Genomic DNA, 20,129 nt, shown 5'->3' with positions numbered 1-20,129 from the left:
GACCGCGCGACGGCCCGGTCCTTGCCGGCGGACATCATCCGCTGCAACAGCGGGCACGCTCGCCGCATAGGGAAGGCTGGTCGATCATGGCGAAGATCAAGGTGACGAATCCCGTCGTGGAGCTCGACGGGGACGAGATGACACGGATCATCTGGCAGAACATCAAGGACAAGTTGATCCATCCCTATCTCGATATCCCTCTGGAGTACTACGATCTCGGGATCGAGCATCGCGATGCCACGAACGACCGGGTGACCATCGAGGCGGCCGAGGCGATCAAGCGGCACGGCGTCGGCGTGAAGTGCGCCACTATCACGCCCGACGAGGCGCGGGTGAAGGAGTTCAACCTCAAGGAAATGTGGAAGTCGCCGAACGGCACGATCCGCAACATCCTGGGCGGCGTGATCTTCCGCGAGCCGATCATCTGCCGGAACGTGCCGCGCCTCGTGCCGGGCTGGACGCAGCCGATCGTCGTCGGCCGCCACGCCTACGGCGACCAGTACCGCGCCACCGACTTCAAGGTTCCGGGCAAGGGCCGGCTCACCATCAAGTTCGAGGGCGAGGACGGCACCGTCATCGAGCGCGAGGTCTTCAAGTTCCCGGGCGCCGGCGTCGCCCTGTCGATGTACAACCTCGACGACTCGATCCGCGACTTCGCCCGCGCCTCGATGAATTACGGGCTCGCCCGCAAGTTCCCGGTCTACCTCTCGACCAAGAACACCATCCTGAAGGCCTATGACGGCCGCTTCAAGGATATCTTCGAGGAGGTCTATCAGAACGAGTTCAAGGCGAAGTTCGACGCGGCCGGCATCACCTACGAGCACCGGCTGATCGACGACATGGTGGCGTCGGCCCTGAAGTGGTCGGGCGGCTACGTGTGGGCCTGCAAGAACTACGACGGCGACGTGCAGTCGGACACCGTGGCGCAGGGCTTCGGCTCGCTCGGCCTGATGACCTCGGTGCTGCTGACGCCGGACGGCCGGACCGTCGAGGCCGAGGCCGCCCACGGCACCGTGACGCGCCACTACCGCGAGCACCAGAAGGGCAAGGAGACCTCGACGAACTCGATCGCCTCGATCTTCGCCTGGACCCGCGGCCTCTCCCATCGCGCCAAGCTCGACGACAACGCGGAGCTGGCGAAGTTCGCCGCCACGCTCGAGACGGTCTGCGTCGACACCGTCGAGGCCGGCCACATGACGAAGGATCTCGCGCTGCTCGTCGGCGCCGATCAGCGCTGGCTCTCGACGACCGGCTTCCTCGACAAGATCGACGAGAACCTCAAGGCCGCGATGGCGGCCTGACGGCCAGCAGCCCCGCGCGGCGGCGCGCCGCGCGGGGTTCCGCCGCCTCGTCCGACCTCCGGTTGATGGCTTCGCCATCTCCGATTTCGGCCATGCGGATGGCGGCGTCGCTCAGGCGCCGCGCGGGCTCGTGAGCCGCGATCCGCTTCGATCACGCGGATCCCGGATCACTCGGAGGCCGGGTTGTCCGGTTGCGGCGGCGCCGACAGGGTCGGCTGCGGCCCGTCGTAGCCCTCGATGACGACGAGGTCGATCTCCGCGCCGCCCTGCTGCTTGGCCCGCGCTTCCTGGTACTCGGGCGAGTTCCAGCAGGCCAGGGCGTCGGCGTAGCTCGGAAATTCCAGCACGACGTTGCGCTTGCGGCTCGTGCCGCTCACCGCCTCGAACGCGCCGCCGCGGACGAGGAACCGCCCGCCGAACTTGGCGAAAGCCGCGCCGTTGGCCGCGACGTAGTTCTTGTAGGCGTCCTCGTCGTGCACATCGACCCGGGCGATCCAGTACCCTCTCGGCATTCGACTCTCCCTGCTCACGCCTCGGCGATCTCGGAAACGATGCTCCGCGCCGCCGCGCGCGGATCGGCGGCCTCGGTGATCGGCCGGCCGACCACGAGGTGGTCGGCCCCGGCCCGGATGGCGGCGGCCGGCGTCACGACGCGCTTCTGGTCGCCGCTCGCGGCGCCCGCCGGGCGGATGCCGGGGGTGACGATCAGGCGGTCCGGCCCGATCACCGCCCGCACGGCGGCGGCCTCGGTCGCCGCGCAGACGATCCCGTCGATGCCGATGTCGCGGGCGGCGGCCGCGCGGGACGCCACGAGGTCGGCTACGCCGCCGGCGTAGCCGGCCTCGCGCAGGTCGGCATCGTCGTAGGAGGTGAGCACCGTGACGGCGAGGAGCCTGAGCGCGCTCCCGGGCACCGAGTCCCTCCCGCGCCGCGCCGCCCGCATCGTCTGCGGGTAGGCGTGGACGGTGAGCAGGTGGGCGCCGAGGCGCGCCAGCGACTGCACGCCCTCCTCGACGGTGTTGCCGATGTCGTGGAGCTTCAGGTCCAGGAAGACCTTGACGCCGGAGGCGGCGAGCCGCTCGGCCAGGGCGAGCCCGCCCGCGTAGCCGAGCCGGTAGCCGATCTTGTAGAAGGCGGCGGCGTCGCCGATGCGGTCGATCAGGCGCTCGGCCTCGTCGCGGCTCGCCATGTCGAGGGCGACGATCAGCCGGTCGCGGGGCGTCAGGGGCTCGGTCATGGGCTCTCGCTGCGTGGGACCCCCACCGATCACGGCCGGCGCCCGGAAATCAAGCCGGCGCCTCAATGGTCGTGGTCGGGCAGGCTCAGCCCGAAATGCGCGACGAGGTCCTGCACCTGCGCCGGGGTGAGGTGGCGCGGATTGAGGTTGCGCAGCAGGAGGTAGAGCTTGGCCGTCTCCTCCAGTTCCTCGGTGGCGAAGACCGCGGCCTCGAGCGTGTCGCCCGCCACGACCGGCCCGTGATTGGCGAGCAGGACCGAGGAATAGGCCCCGGCGAGGCCCCGGATCGCGTCGGCCACCGCCGGGTCGCCCGGGCGGTAGTAGGGGACCAGGGCGACCGTGCCGGCCCGCATCACCGAGTAGGCGGTGAGCGGCGGGAGCACCGCGCGCGGATCGATCTCCGGCAGCATCGAGACCGCCACCGCGTGGGTCGAGTGCAGGTGCACGATGGCGCGGGACGCCGCGCGCGAGTCGTAGAGCGCCCCGTGCAGCGGGATCTCCTTGGTGGGCGGATCGCCCGAGAGGAGCCGCCCGCCGCCGTCGAGGCGCGAGATCCGCGCCGGGTCGAGGAAGCCCAGGGAGGCGTTGGTCGGCGTCACCAGCCAGCCGCCGTCGTCGAGGCGCACCGAGATGTTGCCCGAGGAGCCCGGGGTGAGGCCGCGCTCGAACAGGGAGCGGCCGAAGCGGCAGATCGCCTCGCGCAGGGCGGTCTCGCTCATCGCGCGGCCCGGCTCACGCGGTCGCCCCCACGATCAGCTCGAAGCCGAGATCGACCCGGGTGGCCGGCGCGTCCGTGCAGAGGAGGCGCGCCGCCGTCGCGCCCGCCTCGACGCGCGGGGTGCGGATGGTGGTGAGCGGCTGGGGCATCAGCCGCCCCACGTCGAGCCCGTTATAGCCGAACAGGGCGAGCCGGTCCGGCACGGTGATGCCGGCCGCGAGGCAGTGGAAGTAGCCCCCGAGCGCCATGTCGTCGTTCGAGAAGTAGACCGCGTCGCAGTCGGGCGCCCGCGCCAGCAGGGCCGAGAGCCCGTGCCGTCCGGCCTCGACGGAGGAGGGGGCCGTGATGCGCTCCTCCGCGTGGAGCGCGAGCCCCGCCTCGGCCAGGGCCGCGCGGAACCCCGCGTAGCGCTTGCCGGCCCGCCGGTCGCGGGCGAGGTCGTGGCCCAGATAGGCGATGCGCCGGTAGCCGCGGGCCATCAGGTAGCGGGCGCTGGCCTCGCCGGCGGCGCGGTTCGAGTAGCCGACCACGATGTCGAGCCCCGGCCCGTCGAGGTCGAGGAGTTCGGCCACGCGCACGCCGCTCGCGTGGAGGCGTCTTACCGTCCCCTGGTTGTGCTCCAACCCCGTGATCAGCAGGCCGGCCGGGCGCCAGCTCAGCAGGGAATCGACCAGGGCCTCCTCGCGATCGTCGTCGTAATCCGTGACGGCGATGACCGACTGGAATCCCTCCCCGTCGAGGGCGCCGGTGGCGCCGCGCAGCACGTCCGGGAACACGATGTTGGTGAGCGACGGGATCACGATGCCGATCAGGCGCGAGCCCGTCGAGGCGAGCGTCCCGGCGATCCGGTTCGGCACGTAGCCGAGCCGCGCCACGGCCGCCTCCACTTGGGCGCGCGTCCGCTCCGAGAACGACCCGTGGCTGCGCAGCACGCGCGAGACCGTGCTCTCGCCGACCCGCGCCTCGCGGGCCACGTCCGCGAGCGTCACCGGGCGCCGCGCCACCGCCTCGCGGGCCGCCGGCGGGTCGCCCGCGAGCGCGCACCGGCCGTCCAGGTCCTCCATGCAGCCCCCCCTCGCGGACGGGGCCGAGACCGCCGCCCCGCCGCGGTTGCACGATGTCACGAGTCCCGGGCTCGCTCAACGCGTGCGCGGGGGCCGCTGCTTCAGATTGGAAGCGCTGCCACGAGTTGCTAGACTGATCAGAACGAAGCACCCCGAAGGCCGGGGCTGGCCGTGCGGCGCCGCCGTGTTCAGAGTGCTCGCGCGTCGCGCCGCGGGCGGCCCCCCGGGGCCCGAGACGGCGCATCAGGGAGGAGAATGCCGTGATGACCGACGGGTCCGTCCGCGCCGCCGTGATCGGCCTCGGATCGATGGGCTACGGCATGGCGCAGTCGCTGCGCCGCGCCGGCCTCGCCGTGGCGGGCTTCGACCTCGACCGGGCGGTGGTGGAGCGCTTCGCGGGCGAGGGCGGGCGGGGGGCGGCGAGCCCGGCGGAGGCGGCCTCCGGGGCCGACATCGTCGTCAGCGTCGTCGTGAACGCGGCCCAGACCGAGGCGGTCCTGTTCGGGGAGGGGGGCGTGGCGGCCGCCATGCCCGAGGGGGCGGTGTTCGTCTCCTGCGCCACGATGGATCCGGAGGCGGCCCGCCGCCTCGCGGGCCGGCTGGAAGCGTCCGGGCGGCTCTACCTCGACGCGCCGATCAGCGGCGGCGCCCAGCGCGCCTCCGAGGGGGCGCTCACCATCCTGGCCTCGGGGAGCGGCGCGGCCTTCGCCCGCGCGCGGCCGGCCCTCGACGCCATGGCGGCCACGCTCTACGAACTCGGCGAGTCCGCCGGGCAGGGCGCCGCCTTCAAGATGATCAACCAGCTGCTCGCCGGGGTGCACATCGCGGCGGCGAGCGAGGCCATGGCCTTCGCCGCCCGCCAGGGTCTCGACCTCGGCAAGGTCTACGAGGTCATCACCGCCTCGGCGGGCAATTCCTGGATGTTCGAGAACCGCATGCCGCGCGTCCTCGCGGGCGACTACGCGCCCCGCAGCGCCGTCGACATCTTCGTGAAGGACCTCGGCATCGTCCAGGACATGGCCCGGGCGCAGCGCTTTCCGGTCCCGGTGGCGGCGGCCGCCCTGCAGATGTTCCTGATGGCCTCGGCCGCCGGGATGGGCCGGGACGACGATTCCTCCGTGGCCCGGCTCTACGCGCAGGTGACGGGCACCGCGCTGCCCTGACCCGGAGCATCACGCGCCGCAGCGGTCGCCGGTGCGGCCGCGGGCGCGATGCGCAGACACCAATCCGGTCGGACGCGCATCGTGCCGGTCCGGCCGGACCGCCCGATCCGAGAGGGAGGAGCCATGCCGCGCTTCGCCGCCAACCTCACGCTGATGTTCACCGAACTCCCCTTCCTCGACCGCTTCGCGGCCGCCGCGGGGGAGGGCTTCACCGCGGTCGAGTTCCTGTTCCCCTACGAGCACCCGCCGGCGGCGATCGGCGAGCGCCTGCGCCGCCACGGGCTCACCCAGGCGCTGTTCAACCTGCCGCCGGGCGACTGGGCCGCCGGCGAGCGCGGGCTCGCCGCCCTGCCGGGGCGCGCCGACGAGCTGAAGGCCGGAATCGAGACCGCGCTCGCCTACGCGGCCGAGACCGGCGTGCGCCGCCTCCACCTGATGGCCGGGATGGCCGACAAGGCCGATCCCGCGGCCCGCGACGCCTATCGCGGCGCCGTGACCTGGACCGCCGAGCGACTGGGGCGCGAGGGGATCGACGTCCTGCTGGAGCCCATCAACGGCCGCAACATGCCGGGCTACTTCCTCGACGATTTCGGCTTCGCCGCCGCGCTGATCCGCGACCTCGCGGCGCCGAACCTCAAGCTCCAGTTCGACCTCTACCATTGCCAGATCCTGCACGGGGACGTGACCGCCCGGCTGCGCGCCCTGATGCCGCTGATCGGCCACGTGCAGACCGCGAGCGTGCCCGACCGGCACGAGCCCGGGACCGGCGAGATGAACGACGCCTTCCTGTTCGCGGAGCTCGACCGGCTCGGCTACGGGGGGTTCGTCGGCTGCGAGTACAACCCGAAGGCCGGGACGCGCGAGGGCCTCGGCTGGTTCGCGCCCTACCGGGAGGCGCGCCCATGACCTCCGTTCAGATGACCTCCGCCCCGATGACCTCCGCCCCGATGAGCCTCGCCCTCGGCTGCATCGCCGACGATTACACGGGCGCGTCCGACCTCGCCAACACCCTCACCCGGGCGGGCCTGCGCACGGTCCAGACCATCGGCGTGCCGGGCGACGACCTCGACCTGCCGGGGATCGACGCCGTCGTGGTCTCGCTCAAGAGCCGCTCGATCCCGGCCGAGCAGGCGGTCGCCCGGTCGGGCGAGGCGGAGGCCTGGCTGCGGGCGCGGGGCGCGGCCCACGTCCTGTTCAAGATCTGCTCGACCTTCGACTCGACCGACGCGGGCAATATCGGCCCGGTGACCGACGCGCTGCGCCGCTCCTCCGGGGCGGCGATCGCCCTGGTGACGCCGGCCTTCCCGGAGACGGGGCGCACCGTCTACCAGGGCCACCTCTTCGTCGGCGCCGTGCCGCTGCACGAGAGCCCGCTCAAGGACCATCCCCTCAACCCGATGCGGGATTCCAACCTCGCCCGGGTGCTGGCGCGCCAGAGCCGCGATCCGGTCGGGCTCGTCGACCTCGCCACCGTCGCGCGCGGGGCCGAGGCCGTGCGCGCCCGCCTCGACGCGCTCGCGGCCGAGGGCAAGGGCGCGGCCATCGCGGACGCGGTCTTCGACGCGGATCTCGCCGTGCTGGGGCAGGCCTGCCTGTCCGATCCGGTCTCGACGGGGGCGTCGGGCCTGGGGCTCGGCCTCGCCCGGGCGCTGGTGGCGAGCGGCCGGGTCCGGCCGGCCGACGCCGCGGAGGGGCTCGGGGCCCCGGTCGGCGGGCCGGCGGCCTGCCTCGCGGGCAGCTGCTCCCAGGCCACCCTCGGCCAGATCGCGGCGGCCGAGGCCGCGATGCCGGTGCGGCGCCTCGACCCCGAGCGGCTGCTCGCGGGCGCCGACGAGGTCGAGGAGGCCCTGTCCTGGGCGGCGGAGCGGATCGGGGCCGGCCCGGTCCTGATCGCGTCGAGCGCGACGCCGCAGGCCGTGGCGGACCTGCAGGCCCGGCACGGGCGCGAGGCCGCCGGCCACGCCATCGAGGCCGCGATGGCCCGCCTCGCCGAGGGGCTGGTGCGGCGCGGCGTGCGCCGCCTCGTCGTCGCGGGCGGCGAGACCTCGGGCGCGGTGGTCGACGCGCTCGGGCTCCCGGCCTTCCGGGTCGGCCCCGAGATCGCGCCGGGCGTGCCGGTGCTCGGCACGGTCGACCGGCCGATGCGGCTCGCCCTGAAGTCGGGAAATTTCGGCGGGCCGGACTTCTTCGCGCAGGCGCTCGCCCTGATGCCGTGACGCGCGAGGCGCTGCGCCGGAGGCTCATCCGGCCGCCGCGCCGTCCACGTAGCGGAACGGGTCCGGCCGGCGGGCGGCGTCGTAGACGCATTCGCCCGCCACCCAGGTCGCCCGCACCGCGCGCTCGTCGCCGAGCGTCATCAGGACGAACATCAGGTCCTCGACGCGCTCGCAGCGGGCGGTGCGGAAGGCCAGGAACGGCGTCGCGTCGAGGCCGAGCACGCAGAGATCGGCGTCGTAGCCCGGCGCGATCCGGCCGATCCGGTCGTCGAGGTGGAGCGCGGCCGCGCCCCCAAGCGTCGCGAGGTGGAAGGCCCTCAGCCCGTCGAGGGCGTCGCCGCGCAGGGCGGCGACCTTGTAGGCCTCGCCGAGCGTGCGCAGGGCGGAGAAGCTGGTCCCCGCCCCGATATCGGTGCCGATCGCGACCCGCACCGGGCGGCGGGGATCGAGGGCGTCGAAGAGCCGGAACAGGCCGCTGCCGAGGAAGAGGTTCGAGGTCGGGCAATGGGCGAGCGCCGCGCCGGCCGCGTGGCAGGTGCAGAACTCCTCCTCGCCGACGTGGATGCCGTGCCCGAAGATCGCGCGCGGCCGCACCAGCCCCGCATGGGCGTAGATGTCGAGGTAGCTGGAGCGGGCCGGAAACAGGTCGCGCACCCAGGCGACCTCGGCCGGGCTCTCGCTCAGGTGGGTCTGCAGGAACAGGCCCTCATGGCCGCGCAGCAGCGCCCCGGCCGAGTCGAGCTGCGCCGCGCTGCAGCTTCCGGCGTAGCGCGGCGTCACCCCGTAATGCTGCCGGCCGCGCCCGTGCCAGCGGCGGATCAGCGCGAGGCTGTCCTCGTAGCCGCTCTCGACCGTGTCGCGCAGGTCGTCCGGCGCGTGCGAGTCCATCAGCACCTTGCCGGCCACCATGAGGGTGTTGAACCGCTCGGATTCGGCGAACAGGGCGTCGACCGAGTGGGGATGGACCGTGCAGTAGACCGAGGCCGTGGTGGTGCCGGCCCGCAGGATCTCGCGCAGGAAGATCCTGGCGGCGGCCTCGGCATGGGCCGGGTCCGCGAAGGCGCGCTCGGCCGGGAAGGTGTAGCGCTCGAGCCAGGCGAGCAGCTGCTCGCCGAAGGCGCCCACCATCCCGACCTGCGGGTAGTGCACGTGCGCGTCGACGAAGCCCGCCGTGATCAGGGCGTTCTCGTAGTGGACCGGCGTCACGCCCGGCGGCAGCAGGGCGGGATCGTAGGGCGCGAAGGCGGCGATCCGCCCGTCCTCGATCAGGATCAGCGCGTCCTCGTGGTGGACGAAGCAGTCCCGCGGCGCCTGCAGGAAGGGATTGCCCGAGAAGCTGATCGCTTGCCCGCGCAGGGCGGCGCGGCGGGGCCGTGGCTCGGGGGGCATGGGGTCACCTGCGAGGAAGGGGGAGCGGGGATCGCGCGCGGCTCAGGCCGCCTCGCCGCGCAGGCGCCGCTGCGCCCGCTCGCGCCCGATCAGCGGGAGCAGGCCCGAGAGGTCGGGGCCGTGATCGAGCCCGGTCAGGGCGAGCCGCAGCGGCAGGAACAGCGCCTTGCCCTTGAGCCCCGTCGCGGCCTTCACGGCCTCGGTCCAGCTCTTCCAGGTCGTCGCGTCCCAGGGTTCCGGGGGCAGGAGCGCCGCCGCGCGGGCCGCCAGGGCCGGATCGGCGATCAGCGGCGCGGCGGGGCCGGCGACGACGCGCCACCACCCGGCCGCGTCGGAGAACGTGGCGAGGTTCGCCCGCACGGCGGCCCAGAACGGCTCCGCCGCCGCGGCCGGAATGCCCAGGGCGGCGAGCCGCGGCGCCGCGGCGGCGAGGGGCATCTCGTGCAGGAGGCGCGCGTTCAGCTGGTCGAGGTCGTGCGGGTCGAACTTGGCGGGGGCCCGCGAGACGTGGGCGAGGTCGAGGAGCGCGGCCAGCCCATCGAGGTCGGGGACGGCCCGCACCGCCTCCGAGGAGCCGGTGAGCACCGCCAGGGAGGCGACCGCGCCGGGCTCGTAGCCCTGGTCGCGCAGGCCGCGCAGCGACAGGTGGCCGAGGCGCTTCGACAGGCCCTCGCCGCTCGCCGTGGTGAGGAGGTTGTGGTGGGCGAAGACCGGCACGGCGGCGCCGAGCGCGCGGAAGATCTGGATCTGCACCGCCGTGTTGGTGACGTGGTCCTCGCCCCGGATCACGTGCGTGATGCCGATCTCGGCATCGTCCACCACGGAGGGGAGGGTGTAGAGGTAGCTGCCGTCCTCGCGCACCAGCACCGGGTCCGAGAGCGAATCGGCCTCGACGTGGCAGGGGCCGCGCACGAGGTCGGTCCAGGTGACCGGGCCGGGATCGAGGCGGAAGCGCCAGTGCGGCCGCCGTCCCTCGGCCTCGAAGGCGGCCCGCTCCTCGGCCGTCAGCCGCAGGGCGGCGCGGTCGTAGACCGGCGGCAGGCCGCGGCCGAGCTGGCGGCGGCGCCGGCGCTCGAGCTCGTCGGACGTCTCGTAGGCCGGGTAGAGGCGGCCCGCCGCGCGCAGGCGCTCCGCCGCCGCGTCGTAGAGGGCGATGCGGTCGGACTGGCGCAGGGTCTCGTCCGGCACGATGCCGAGCCAGGCGAGGTCCTCGACGATCGCCGCGGCGAATTCGGGCGTCGAGCGCGCCGTGTCGGTGTCGTCGAGGCGCAGCACGAAGCGGCCCCCCGCGCGCCGGGCGAAGAGCGCGTTGAAGAGGGCCGGGCGGGCATTGCCGATGTGGAGGTAGCCCGTGGGGGAGGGCGCGAAGCGGACGACGGGAGCCATGGGCCGCTTCTACGCAAGCGCGCGGGCGCTGTCACAGGGGCTCACACCTCGCTGCGCTTCAGCAGGTAGTCGAGCCCGCCGGCCCGGTACCAGCGGTAGCCGTAGCCTTCGAGGAGCAAGGTGTGCCGGCCGCTCTCGTCCGGGCGGTTGCGCTCGCCGGTGAGGAGGTCGGTGAGCGCCCCGCCCTCGCCGGGAAGGCCGGTCGCGAAGCGGATCTCGATCGGCTCCGCCGCGAGGTTGTGCAGGCAGACCACCGCGTTGTTGCGCCACTCGTAGCGCAGGCCGAGCACGCTCTCGGCCCCGGTCCTCAGCACGGTGAAATCGCCCCAGCCGATCTCCGGCACCTCCTTGCGCATCCGGATGATCCGCTCCAGCCAGTTGAGCAGCGAGTTCGGGTCGTGGCGCTGGACCGCGGCGTTCACGTGCGGGTAGCCGTAGGGGCCGGAGCGGATCGGCGGCGCGACCGGGCGCGCGCTCTTGGTGAACCCGCCCTCGGGCTCGTCGGACCACTGCATCGGCGTGCGGGCGCATTCGCGCTCGGGCAGCCGGAGGTCGTCGCCCATGCCGATCTCGTCGCCGTAGCGCAGGACCGGCGTGCCCGGCAGGGTGAACATCAGGCTGTAGGCGAGTTCGAGCCTCCGCCGGTCGCCGCTCAGCATCGGGGGCAGGCGCCGGCGGATGCCGCGCCCGTAGAGCTGCATGTCCGGGTCGGGACCGAAGGCGGCGAAGACCGCCTCCCGCTCCTCCGCCGACAGGCGCCCGAGGTCGAGCTCGTCGTGGTTGCGCAGGAACTGCGCCCATTGCGCCGAGGCCGGCCGCGCCCGCGTCTTCTCCAGGCAGTCGAGCAGGCGCTCCGTCGTGGCGGTCGCCAGGGCGTGGAACAGGCCCTGATTGACCTGGAAGTTGAACATCATGTGCATGCGGTCGGCGTCCTCGCCGAAATAGTCGAGGTCCTGGCGCGGCAGCACGTTCGCCTCGGCCAGGATGATCGCGTCGCCCTGGCGCCACTGCAGGAACTCGCGGAACTGGCGCAGCATCCCGAACTGCTCGACCGGCGCCCCCGTCACCTCCGGCCCCTTCTCGGCGATCACGAAGGGCACCGCGTCCATGCGGAAGCCCGAGACGCCGAGCTGGATCCAGAACCCCATGATCTTCAGGATCTCGGCCTGCACCCGCGGGTTCGCGGTGTTGAGGTCGGGCTGGAAATCGTAGAAGCGGTGGAAATAATAGGCCCGCGCCGCCCGGTCGTAGGTCCAGGTGGTCTTCTGCACCCCCGGGAAGACGACGCCGCTGTCGGCGTGCGGGGGCTTGGTCTTCGACCAGACGTACCAGTCGCGGGTCGGGGAATCCGGGTCGGAGCGGGCCGACTGGAACCAGGGATGGCGGTCGGAGGTGTGGTTGACCACGAGGTCGATCAGGACCTTGAGGCCGCGCTGCTTGGCCGCGTGGGTGAAGGCCACGAAGTCGCCGAGCGTGCCGTAGCGCGGGTCGACGCCGTAATAGTCGCTGACGTCGTAGCCGTTGTCGCGCATCGGCGAGGGCTGGAACGGCATCAGCCAGAGGGCCGTCACCCCGAGCCCGACCAGGTAGTCGAGGCGCCGCTCCAGGCCGGAGAAGTCGCCGATGCCGTCGCCGTTCGCATCCATGAAGGTGCCGACCGACAGGCAGTAGATGACGGCGTTCTTGTACCAGAGGTCCTCGATCATCGGCGTCTCCCCTGGCCGCACAGCTAGAGCATTTCCCGACGAAGGGGATGCCGGCTCAGCGGAGGTTACGCGGCACAGGCGGAGACCTCGGGCAGGCTTCAGGCTTCGACCCGAGCGAGGCCTGCTCGCGAGCGCGATCGGCCGATCTGGGTGCCGTCCCGGCGCGGAATCGCGGCGGCCGCGCCACTTCGGCGGCAAATTGCCGGCCTGATGGGCAGCGTGACGCGCCTTTGGGCTCGACGGCGGCGCAGGCCTGCCCGTTTGCGCTGCAATGCCGGCGTCCGGCCGCGGTTCGGACCGAATCCGGCCCCCCGGCCTAGGCTGTCGGCGCACGCGAAATTGGCACATCGCTTGCCGGTGGGGGGCGACCGGACGAGAGGTCGGGGGAAGAGGAAAACATGACGATGTCCTGGAAGGCATGGCTCTCGCGCGCCGCCGTCGCGGGCGGGCTCGCGCTCGGCACGGTGGCGTCCACCGCCGCGTTCGCGCAGGAGACGATAAAGGTCGGCATCCTGCACTCGCTCTCGGGCACGATGGCCATCTCCGAGACGACCCTCAAGGACGTCATGCTCATGCTGATCGATGAGCAGAACAAAAAGGGCGGCGTGCTGGGAAAGAAGCTCGAAGCGGTCGTGGTCGACCCGGCCTCGAACTGGCCGCTCTTCGCCGAGAAGGCGCGCGAGCTGATCTCGAAGGACAAGGTATCGGCGGTGTTCGGCTGCTGGACCAGCGTGTCGCGCAAGTCGGTCCTGCCGGTCTTCAAGGAGCTGAACTCGGTCCTGTTCTACCCCGTGCAGTACGAGGGTGAGGAGAGCGAGCGCAACGTGTTCTACACGGGCGCCGCCCCGAACCAGCAGGCGATCCCGGCCGTCGACTACCTGATGAAGGAGGAGAAGGTTCAGCGCTGGGTGCTGGAGGGCACGGACTACGTCTACCCGCGCACGACCAACAAGATCCTCGAAGCCTACCTCAGGTCGAAGGGCGTGAAGCCCGAGGACATCTCGATCAACTACACCCCATTCGGTCAGTCCGACTGGCAGACCCGGGTCGCCGCGATCAAGGCCTTCGGCTCGGCCGGCAAGAAGACGGCGGTGGTCTCGACGATCAACGGCGACGCGAACGTGCCGTTCTACAAGGAGCTGGCCAACCAGGGCATCAAGGCGACCGACATCCCGGTGGTGGCCTTCTCGGTCGGCGAGGAGGAGCTGGCGGGCATCGACACCAAGCCGCTGCTCGGCCACCTCGCGGCCTGGAACTACTTCGAGTCGATCGACACGCCGGACAACAAGGCGTTCATCGCCAAGTGGAAGGAATTCACCAAGAACCCGAAGCGGGTGACCAACGACCCGATGGAAGCCCACTACATCGGCTTCAACATGTGGGTGAAGGCGGTCGAGAAGGCCGGCTCGGTCGATCCGGACAAGGTGATCGCGGCGCTGCCCGGCACCAAGCAGGCCAACCTGACCGGCGGCACGTCGGAGATGCTGCCGAACCACCACATCACCAAGCCGGTCTTCATCGGCGAGATCAAGGGCGACGGCCAGTTCGACGTGGTGTGGAAGACGGACGGCCTGGTCCCGGGCGATGCGTGGTCGAAGGAGCTCGACGGCTCCAAGGAGCTCGAGGCCGACTGGGTGAAGCTCAATTGCGGCAACTACAACACCAAGACCAAGAAGTGCGGCGGCGCGTGAGCCGCCCTTCCCCGGCGGCTGCGCCTCGGGCGGGTCCGCCGGGCTCCCGTTCCCCCACCGTCGCGCGCCGGGCCGGGGGCCGGCCCGGCGCGTGATGCGCAATCCCCCCGCGCCGCGCGGCGCGGGCCCCCTCCGCCGCGCGGGGAGGGATCTCGCGCCTGATCCGCGGCGCGGCCCGGTTCAACGATCGGAACACCGAATGCGTCGCTGGCTCACCCTCGTCCTGACCCTCGTCGTCCTCGCCGCCGCCCTGCCGGCCGCGCACGCCCAGGCCCAGGCCCAGGCCCAGGCCCAAGCGCCGGCGCCGGCGCCGGCGCCGGCGGAGGCCGCCTACGCCCGGCTCGCGAGCGACAGCTACGCCGAGATCGAGGCCGGCATCGCCGCGCTCGCCGCGAGCGGCGACGCGCGGGCCGGCCTCGTCCTCGGCGCGCTCGCCGACGGAAGGCTCCTGTACCGCCCCGAGGACCGGGCCCTGGCGATCCGGGACGGCGCCGCGCTGACGCTCGCCCGCACGGGCGCCGCGGTGCCGGGCGCGGAGGGGTTCAGGCCCGTGCGCGTCAACAACCGGGTGCGCCGCGCCATCGACGCCGCGCAGGGCACCCTCAACTTGGTCGCGCCCGAGGCCGGCCGGCGCCGCGCCGCCGCGGACGCGGTGTTCAAGGCGCGCGACGTCTCCGCCCTGCCGGCCCTCGACGCGGCGCTCGCCCGCGAGAGCGATGCGGGCGTGCGGCGCGCCCTGGAGGAGGCCCGCGCCGCCGCCCTCCTCGCCAAGCCCGACGCGAGCGAGGCCCAGCGCGTCGCCGCCGTGGCGGTGCTCCAGGCCCGCGGCGACGGCGACGCGCTCGCGATCCTGCGCGGCCTGCCGGCGGACGCGCCGGCCGCCCTGCGCGAGGCCGGCGCCAAGGCGGTCGCCGGCATCGCGTTCCGCCTCGCCATCCTGGCGAACCTCCAGAACGCCTGGTACGGCATCTCCCTCGGCTCGGTGCTGCTGCTCGCGGCGATCGGGCTCGCCATCACCTTCGGGGTCATGGGCGTCATCAACATGGCGCATGGCGAGATGGTGATGCTCGGCGCCTACACGACCTTCCTGGTGCAGGAGGTGATCCGCCAGCGGGCGCCCGGCCTGTTCGACTGGTCGCTGCCGATCGCCATCCCGCTCGCCTTCCTGGTGGCGGGCGCGGTCGGCATCGTGATCGAGCGGGGCATCATCCGCTTCCTGTACGGCAGGCCGCTCGAGACGCTGCTCGCCACCTGGGGCGTCAGCCTGATCCTGCAGCAGGGGGTCCGCTCGCTGTTCGGGCCGACCAACCGCGAGGTCGGGGCGCCGTCCTACATGTCCGGCGCCGTCGACGTGTTCGGCCTCGCGATCACCTGGGGGCGGCTCTGGATCGTGGTCTTCGCGCTCGCCGTCTTCGTCGGGCTCAACCTGATCCTCAAGGCGACCTCCTTCGGCCTGAAGACCCGGGCGGTGACGCAGAACCGGCGCATGGCCGCCGCCATGGGCATCCGCACGCCCTGGATCGACGCCTTCACCTTCGGGCTGGGCTCGGGCATCGCCGGCATCGCGGGCGTGGCGCTGTCGCAGATCGACAACGTCTCGCCCAACCTCGGCCAGAGCTACATCATCGATTCCTTCCTGGTCGTGGTGTTCGGCGGCGTCGGCAATCTCTGGGGCACGCTCGTCGCGGCCCTGACCCTCGGCGCCGCGAACAAGTTCCTGGAGCCCTACGCGGGGGCGGTGCTCGGCAAGATCCTGCTCCTGATCTTCATCGTGTTGTTCATCCAGAAGCGCCCGCGCGGCCTGTTCGCGCTGAAGGGCCGGGCGGTGGAGGCGTGAGCATGACCCTGATCGACCGGAAGGGCTGGGTCTTCCTCGCCGTCCTCCTCGCCTTCGCGGTGGCGGTGCCGGTCCTCAACCTCGCGACCGTCGAGGGCTCGGCGGCGAACGTGCCCACCTACGCGGTCTCGCTGATGGGCAAGTACCTCTGCTACGCGATCCTGGCGCTCAGCCTCGACCTCGTCTGGGGCTATTGCGGCATCCTGTCCCTCGGCCACGGCGCCTTCTTCGCCCTCGGCGGCTACGCGATGGGCATGTACCTGATGCGCCAGATCGGCCCGCGCGGCGTCTACGGCCACCCGATCCTGCCCGACTTCATGGTCTTCCTGAACTGGAAGGACCTGCCCTGGTACTGGCACGGCTTCGACTGGTTCCCCTTCGCGGCGCTGATGGTGCTGCTGGTGCCGGGCCTGCTCGCCTTCGTGTTCGGCTGGCTCGCCTTCCGCTCGCGGGTGACCGGGGTCTACCTGTCGATCATCACCCAGGCGATGACCTTCGCGCTGATGCTCGCCTTCTTCCGCAACGACATGGGCCTCGGCGGCAATAACGGGCTCACCGACTTCAAGGACATCCTGGGCTTCAACGTGCAGGCGCAGGGCACCCGGGTGACGCTGTTCGTCCTCACCGCCGCCGCCCTGGCGCTCGCCTACCTGGTCGCCCGCGTCATGACGACCTCCGCCTACGGCAAGGTGCTGATCGCGATCCGCGACGCGGAATCGCGCACGCGCTTCCTCGGCTACCGCACGGCCCACTTCAAGGTCCTGGCCTTCACGGTCTCGGCCATGATGGCGGGCGTGGCCGGCGCCCTCTACGTGCCGCAGGTCGGCATCATCAACCCGTCCGAGTTCACGCCGGCCAACTCCATCGAGGCGGTGATCTGGGTCGCGGTCGGCGGCCGCGGCACCCTGGTCGGGGCCGCCCTCGGCGGCGTCCTCGTCAACTACGCCAAGACGCTCCTCACCGGCGCGATGCCGGACGCCTGGCTGTTCATGCTCGGCGCCCTCTTCGTCGTCGTCACCCTGTTCCTGCCGCGCGGCATCGTGGGCACGCTCGTCGAGCGGCTCGGGAGCCGGCGCGCGCGGGCGACCCTGCCCGGGCCGGCGCCGGGGGAGGTCGAGCCGGCCCTCGCCGAGGAAGGACGCGGCTCATGAGCGCGGCGATCGCCCTCGACCCCCCGGCGGGTCCCGCCCAGGAGCGGCGCCTCACCAGCACGCTCCTCTACGTCGATGACATCCGGGTCACGTTCGACGGCTACCGCGCCCTGCGCGGCCTGTCGCTGACCCTGATGCCCGGCGAGATGCGCGCCATCATCGGCCCGAACGGGGCCGGCAAGACCACCATGATGGATTGCATCACCGGCAAGACGCGGCCGGATTCCGGCACCGTCATGTTCGACGGCGTGCACGACCTCACCCGCATGGACGAGGCGGACATCGCCGAACTCGGCATCGGCCGGAAGTTCCAGAAGCCGACCGTGTTCGAGAGCCACAGCGTGGCGGACAACATCCTGCTCGCCCTCAAGGGGCCGCGCGGCGCCACCGCCTCGCTGTTCGGCTGGCGCAACCGGGTCGAGGCGGAGCGCATCGACGCGATCCTCGGCACGACCGGCCTGCTGGCGCACCGGGCGCGGCCGGCCGCCGACCTCTCCCACGGCCAGAAGCAGTGGCTGGAGATCGGCATGCTGCTGGCGCAGGACCCGAAGCTGCTCCTCGTGGACGAGCCGGTGGCCGGCATGACCGACGCGGAGACCGAGGCGACCGCCGCGCTGCTGCGGCGCATCGCCCGCGACCACGCGGTGATCGTGGTCGAGCACGACATGCACTTCGTGCGCGCCCTCGGCTGCCGCGTCACCTGCCTGCACGAGGGCGCGGTGCTGGCCGAGGGCTCGATCGATTCCGTCTCGGCCGACCCGCGGGTGGTCGAGGTCTATCTCGGCCGCTGAGGGGGTCCGGCAGCATGCTCACCGTCGAGGCGATCGACCTGCATTACGGCGCGGCGCAGGCCCTGCGCGGCGTCTCCCTCACCGCCGAGGTCGGCAAGGTGACGGCCGTGCTCGGCCGCAACGGCGTCGGAAAGACCTCGCTGATGCGCGCCATCGTGGGCCAGCAGCCGGTCTCGAAGGGCGCGGTGCGGCTGGCCAGCGAGGAGATCAGCCGGCTTCCCCCCTACGACCGCGCGCGCCGGGGCGTCGCCTTCGTGCCCCAGGGCCGCGAGATCTTCCCGCTGCTCACCGTCAAGGAGAACCTGGAGACCGGGTTCGCGCCCTTGACGCGCCGCGACCGCTACGTGCCGGCGGAGATCTACGACCTGTTCCCGGTGCTGAAGGACATGCTCTGGCGCCGCGGCGGCGACCTCTCCGGCGGCCAGCAGCAGCAGCTCGCGATCGGTCGGGCCCTGGTGACCCGCCCGCGCCTCCTCGTCCTCGACGAGCCCACCGAGGGCATCCAGCCCTCGATCATCAAGGATATCGGCCGGGCGATCGACTACCTGCGCGGCAAGGGCGAGATGGCGATCGTCCTCGTCGAGCAGTATTTCGAGTGGGCGCGCGACCTGTGCGACAGTTACGCCGTGATGGATCGCGGGCAGGTGGTGGAGGCCGGGCCGAGATCCGAGATGGTCGAGGCGCAGGTGCGGCGCTGGCTGTCGGTGTGAGCCGCCGCCGCGGCGCGCCCGCGGGGCGCCGCGCTACTGCCCGATCCAGACTTCCAGCACGTTCGGCCTGATGATCGCCAGCGGGACCGCCCTGACGGTCCTGGGGACGATCCCGCTCTGATTGAGGGCGGCGGCGAGCGCCTCGGCGGCGGGCTTGGCGGCGGGGTCGCCGTAGCGCACCTCGGCGAGGGTCGCGGCGGCCGCGACCCGCTCGCCGCCGGCACCGGCCCCCTGCACGGCCCAGCCCTGGGCCGCCAGGGCGTTGGCGAGGGCCGCGATGGCGGGCCGCGGGAAGCCCGCGAACTGGATGTAGACTTGGTACTTCGCCCTGGCCTCGGCGGCCGGACCGGCCAGAGCTGCCGTCGCGCCGGCCGGCTTCGCAGGTGCCGGCATGCCGGCCGGCGGCGCGGCTTGCGCCTGCGAGGCGGCGGCGTCGGCGGCGATGCGGCAGGGTAGCCAGAAATACACGACGCAGGCGAGCCGCTCATTCTCGGGCCGGGACCGGCTCCACACGAAGAGCGGCAGCCACGCGACGATCAGCAGCGCGATGAACCAGCCCGAAGCGCGCTGCGCGATCGGCTCGCTGAGGAATCTCACCAGCAGAAAGAGCACGACCCCGACCGCGAGGACGTAGACGACCGCGGGAATCGCGCTCTCGAGCCGCGTCCCGAACTGCTCGATGAGCGCCACCGCCGCGAAGCAGGCGATTGCCGAGGCGAGAATCGCACCCTGAGTGGGGTATTGCTTGGCGAAATCCCGGAGATATTCGACAGGGTTCATCCCGCAGCCCCGGCTTTTGGATGAAGTCACACTGGATTGACTGCTTCCGGGGGGAGTGTCAACGGAGTCTCGGCGGGCGCTCCGTCCCGATCTTGGCGGCGCCGGCCGGGCGGCCGAACGCCGCGGGCGTCGTGGCCGGTCTGCTTGCATTTTTCGCGCGGTGGGACTATCTCTCCGCCATCAGTTCTGTTCGCGGTCGATGAGGCTGCGGTGCGGGAGTGGGCCCCTCGGGACCCGCTCTTTTTTATTGCCGCGGCCTCGGGCGAGCGCGAGCGGAACGCCAGCCCGTCCCCGAGGACGCCCCGGCGAGCACCATGACCGACGCCCCAGACCATCACGCGACCGAGAAGCGGCTCATCACCGAGACCGGCGTCGCCGCCCGCGTGGCGCAGATCGTCGAGCCCTCGCTCGAAGGGCTCGGCTTCCGCCTCGTGCGGGTGCGGGTCACCGGCCAGAACGGCTGCACGGTCCAGATCATGGCCGAGCGGCCGGACGGCACCATGACGGTCGAGGATTGCGAGGCGGTGAGCCGCACCATCTCGCCGCTCCTCGACGTCGACGACCCGATCGGCCGGGCCTATCACCTGGAGATCTCCTCGCCCGGCATCGACCGGCCGCTGGTGCGCGCCGGCGACTTCGCCCGCTGGGCGGGGCACGAGGCCAAGGTGGAGCTCGCGGTGCCGCTGGAGGGGCGCAAGCGCTTCCGCGGCCTCATCCGGGCGCCCGAGGGCGCGACCGTGCGCATCGACCTGCCCGACGCGAAGGAGGGGACGCCCGCCTCCTACGAGCTGCGCCTCGCCGATATCGGGGAGGCGCACCTCGTGCTCACCGACGACCTCATCCGCGAATCCCTGCGCCGCGGCTCGGCCCCGGCGCAGGATGAGGAGGGCGAGGACGAGGCGCCCGGCGCGCCCCTCTGACCGCACCACGCACACGAAACGGCATCCGCGCCGCGAGGCGCCCTCGAATCCAGGGAAGGATCAGCAGCC

At 72.4% G+C, this 20,129-nt stretch carries 18 protein-coding genes; 10 read left to right on the top strand and 8 right to left on the bottom strand.

Annotated elements, in window-relative coordinates:
* Window positions 1–86 precede the first annotated feature (86 nt).
* The gene (locus M446_RS12580) at window positions 87–1,301 is read left to right on the top strand and encodes an NADP-dependent isocitrate dehydrogenase (protein ID WP_012332476.1); all 1,215 of its coding nucleotides are present in this window, start codon (window positions 87–89) and stop codon (window positions 1,299–1,301) included.
* A gap of 167 nt (window positions 1,302–1,468) precedes the next feature.
* Here the strand turns inward: M446_RS12580 and M446_RS12575 are convergent, their stop codons facing one another.
* From M446_RS12575 to M446_RS12560, 4 genes are all read right to left on the bottom strand, one after another.
* Complete coding sequence (locus M446_RS12575) at window positions 1,469–1,813, bottom strand: DUF1330 domain-containing protein (protein ID WP_012332475.1); 345 nt, start codon at window positions 1,811–1,813, stop codon at window positions 1,469–1,471.
* Window positions 1,814–1,827: 14 nt separating this feature from the next.
* Window positions 1,828–2,538 (bottom strand): orotidine-5'-phosphate decarboxylase, encoded by a 711-nt coding sequence (gene pyrF, locus M446_RS12570; RefSeq protein ID WP_012332474.1) that lies wholly within the window; start codon window positions 2,536–2,538, stop codon window positions 1,828–1,830.
* A 62-nt stretch (window positions 2,539–2,600) separates the two neighbouring features.
* Entirely contained in the window at window positions 2,601–3,257 is a 657-nt protein-coding gene (locus M446_RS12565) for an aldolase (RefSeq protein ID WP_012332473.1), read from the bottom strand.
* Between the two features lie 13 nt (window positions 3,258–3,270).
* Window positions 3,271–4,320, bottom strand: coding sequence for a LacI family DNA-binding transcriptional regulator (locus M446_RS12560; protein WP_012332472.1), 1,050 nt, complete (start codon window positions 4,318–4,320; stop codon window positions 3,271–3,273).
* 263 nt (window positions 4,321–4,583) lie between these two features.
* Between M446_RS12560 and ltnD the strand changes: the two genes are divergently transcribed.
* From ltnD to otnK, 3 genes are all read left to right on the top strand, one after another.
* Window positions 4,584–5,483: an L-threonate dehydrogenase gene (gene ltnD / locus M446_RS12555; RefSeq protein ID WP_012332471.1), complete on the top strand. Its 900-nt coding sequence runs from the start codon at window positions 4,584–4,586 to the stop codon at window positions 5,481–5,483.
* A 123-nt stretch (window positions 5,484–5,606) separates the two neighbouring features.
* On the top strand, window positions 5,607–6,389 hold the full coding sequence (gene otnI / locus M446_RS12550) for a 2-oxo-tetronate isomerase (RefSeq protein WP_012332470.1): 783 nt from the start codon (window positions 5,607–5,609) through the stop codon (window positions 6,387–6,389).
* 41 nt (window positions 6,390–6,430) lie between these two features.
* Window positions 6,431–7,699 (top strand): 3-oxo-tetronate kinase, encoded by a 1,269-nt coding sequence (gene otnK, locus M446_RS12545; protein WP_026190651.1) that lies wholly within the window; start codon window positions 6,431–6,433, stop codon window positions 7,697–7,699.
* Between the two features lie 24 nt (window positions 7,700–7,723).
* Here otnK and guaD read toward each other — a convergent pair whose 3' ends face one another.
* The 3 genes from guaD to M446_RS12530 are packed head-to-tail and all read right to left on the bottom strand — an operon-like array spanning window position 7,724 to window position 12,180.
* Window positions 7,724–9,088 carry a guanine deaminase gene (gene guaD, locus M446_RS12540; protein WP_012332468.1) on the bottom strand — a complete coding sequence of 455 codons (1,365 nt, stop codon included), beginning with the start codon at window positions 9,086–9,088 and terminating at the stop codon, window positions 7,724–7,726.
* Window positions 9,089–9,130: 42 nt separating this feature from the next.
* Entirely contained in the window at window positions 9,131–10,474 is a 1,344-nt protein-coding gene (gene gltX, locus M446_RS12535) for a glutamate--tRNA ligase (RefSeq protein ID WP_012332467.1), read from the bottom strand.
* Window positions 10,475–10,515: 41 nt separating this feature from the next.
* Entirely contained in the window at window positions 10,516–12,180 is a 1,665-nt protein-coding gene (locus M446_RS12530; protein ID WP_012332466.1) for an alpha-amylase family protein, read from the bottom strand.
* Window positions 12,181–12,584: 404 nt separating this feature from the next.
* Here M446_RS12530 and urtA point away from each other — a divergent pair, with 404 nt between their 5' ends.
* From urtA to urtE, 5 genes are all read left to right on the top strand, one after another.
* Window positions 12,585–13,871 (top strand): urea ABC transporter substrate-binding protein, encoded by a 1,287-nt coding sequence (urtA, locus tag M446_RS12525; RefSeq protein WP_012332465.1) that lies wholly within the window; start codon window positions 12,585–12,587, stop codon window positions 13,869–13,871.
* Between the two features lie 199 nt (window positions 13,872–14,070).
* A complete protein-coding gene (gene urtB, locus M446_RS12520; protein ID WP_012332464.1) occupies window positions 14,071–15,708 on the top strand; it encodes an urea ABC transporter permease subunit UrtB in 1,638 nt (545 codons plus the stop codon).
* A 2-nt stretch (window positions 15,709–15,710) separates the two neighbouring features.
* Window positions 15,711–16,859 (top strand): urea ABC transporter permease subunit UrtC, encoded by a 1,149-nt coding sequence (gene urtC / locus M446_RS12515; protein WP_012332463.1) that lies wholly within the window; start codon window positions 15,711–15,713, stop codon window positions 16,857–16,859.
* Window positions 16,856–17,650, top strand: coding sequence for an urea ABC transporter ATP-binding protein UrtD (gene urtD, locus M446_RS12510; protein WP_012332462.1), 795 nt, complete (start codon window positions 16,856–16,858; stop codon window positions 17,648–17,650). Before urtC ends, urtD begins: the two co-directional genes overlap by 4 nt.
* 14 nt (window positions 17,651–17,664) lie before the next feature.
* A complete protein-coding gene (urtE, locus tag M446_RS12505; RefSeq protein ID WP_012332461.1) occupies window positions 17,665–18,360 on the top strand; it encodes an urea ABC transporter ATP-binding subunit UrtE in 696 nt (231 codons plus the stop codon).
* 33 nt (window positions 18,361–18,393) lie between these two features.
* Here urtE and M446_RS12500 read toward each other — a convergent pair whose 3' ends face one another.
* Window positions 18,394–19,140: a hypothetical protein gene (locus M446_RS12500; protein WP_012332460.1), complete on the bottom strand. Its 747-nt coding sequence runs from the start codon at window positions 19,138–19,140 to the stop codon at window positions 18,394–18,396.
* A gap of 314 nt (window positions 19,141–19,454) precedes the next feature.
* Here M446_RS12500 and rimP point away from each other — a divergent pair, with 314 nt between their 5' ends.
* The gene (gene rimP, locus M446_RS12495) at window positions 19,455–20,060 is read left to right on the top strand and encodes a ribosome maturation factor RimP (RefSeq protein ID WP_012332459.1); all 606 of its coding nucleotides are present in this window, start codon (window positions 19,455–19,457) and stop codon (window positions 20,058–20,060) included.
* The last annotated feature ends 69 nt before the right edge of the window (window positions 20,061–20,129 follow it).

The sequence above is a fragment of the Methylobacterium sp. 4-46 genome (genome assembly GCF_000019365.1).
In the GTDB taxonomy this organism is placed as follows: domain Bacteria; phylum Pseudomonadota; class Alphaproteobacteria; order Rhizobiales; family Beijerinckiaceae; genus Methylobacterium.
Note: the sequence above shows the minus strand (reverse complement) of the source record. Positions and strands in the feature narration are given on the sequence as shown.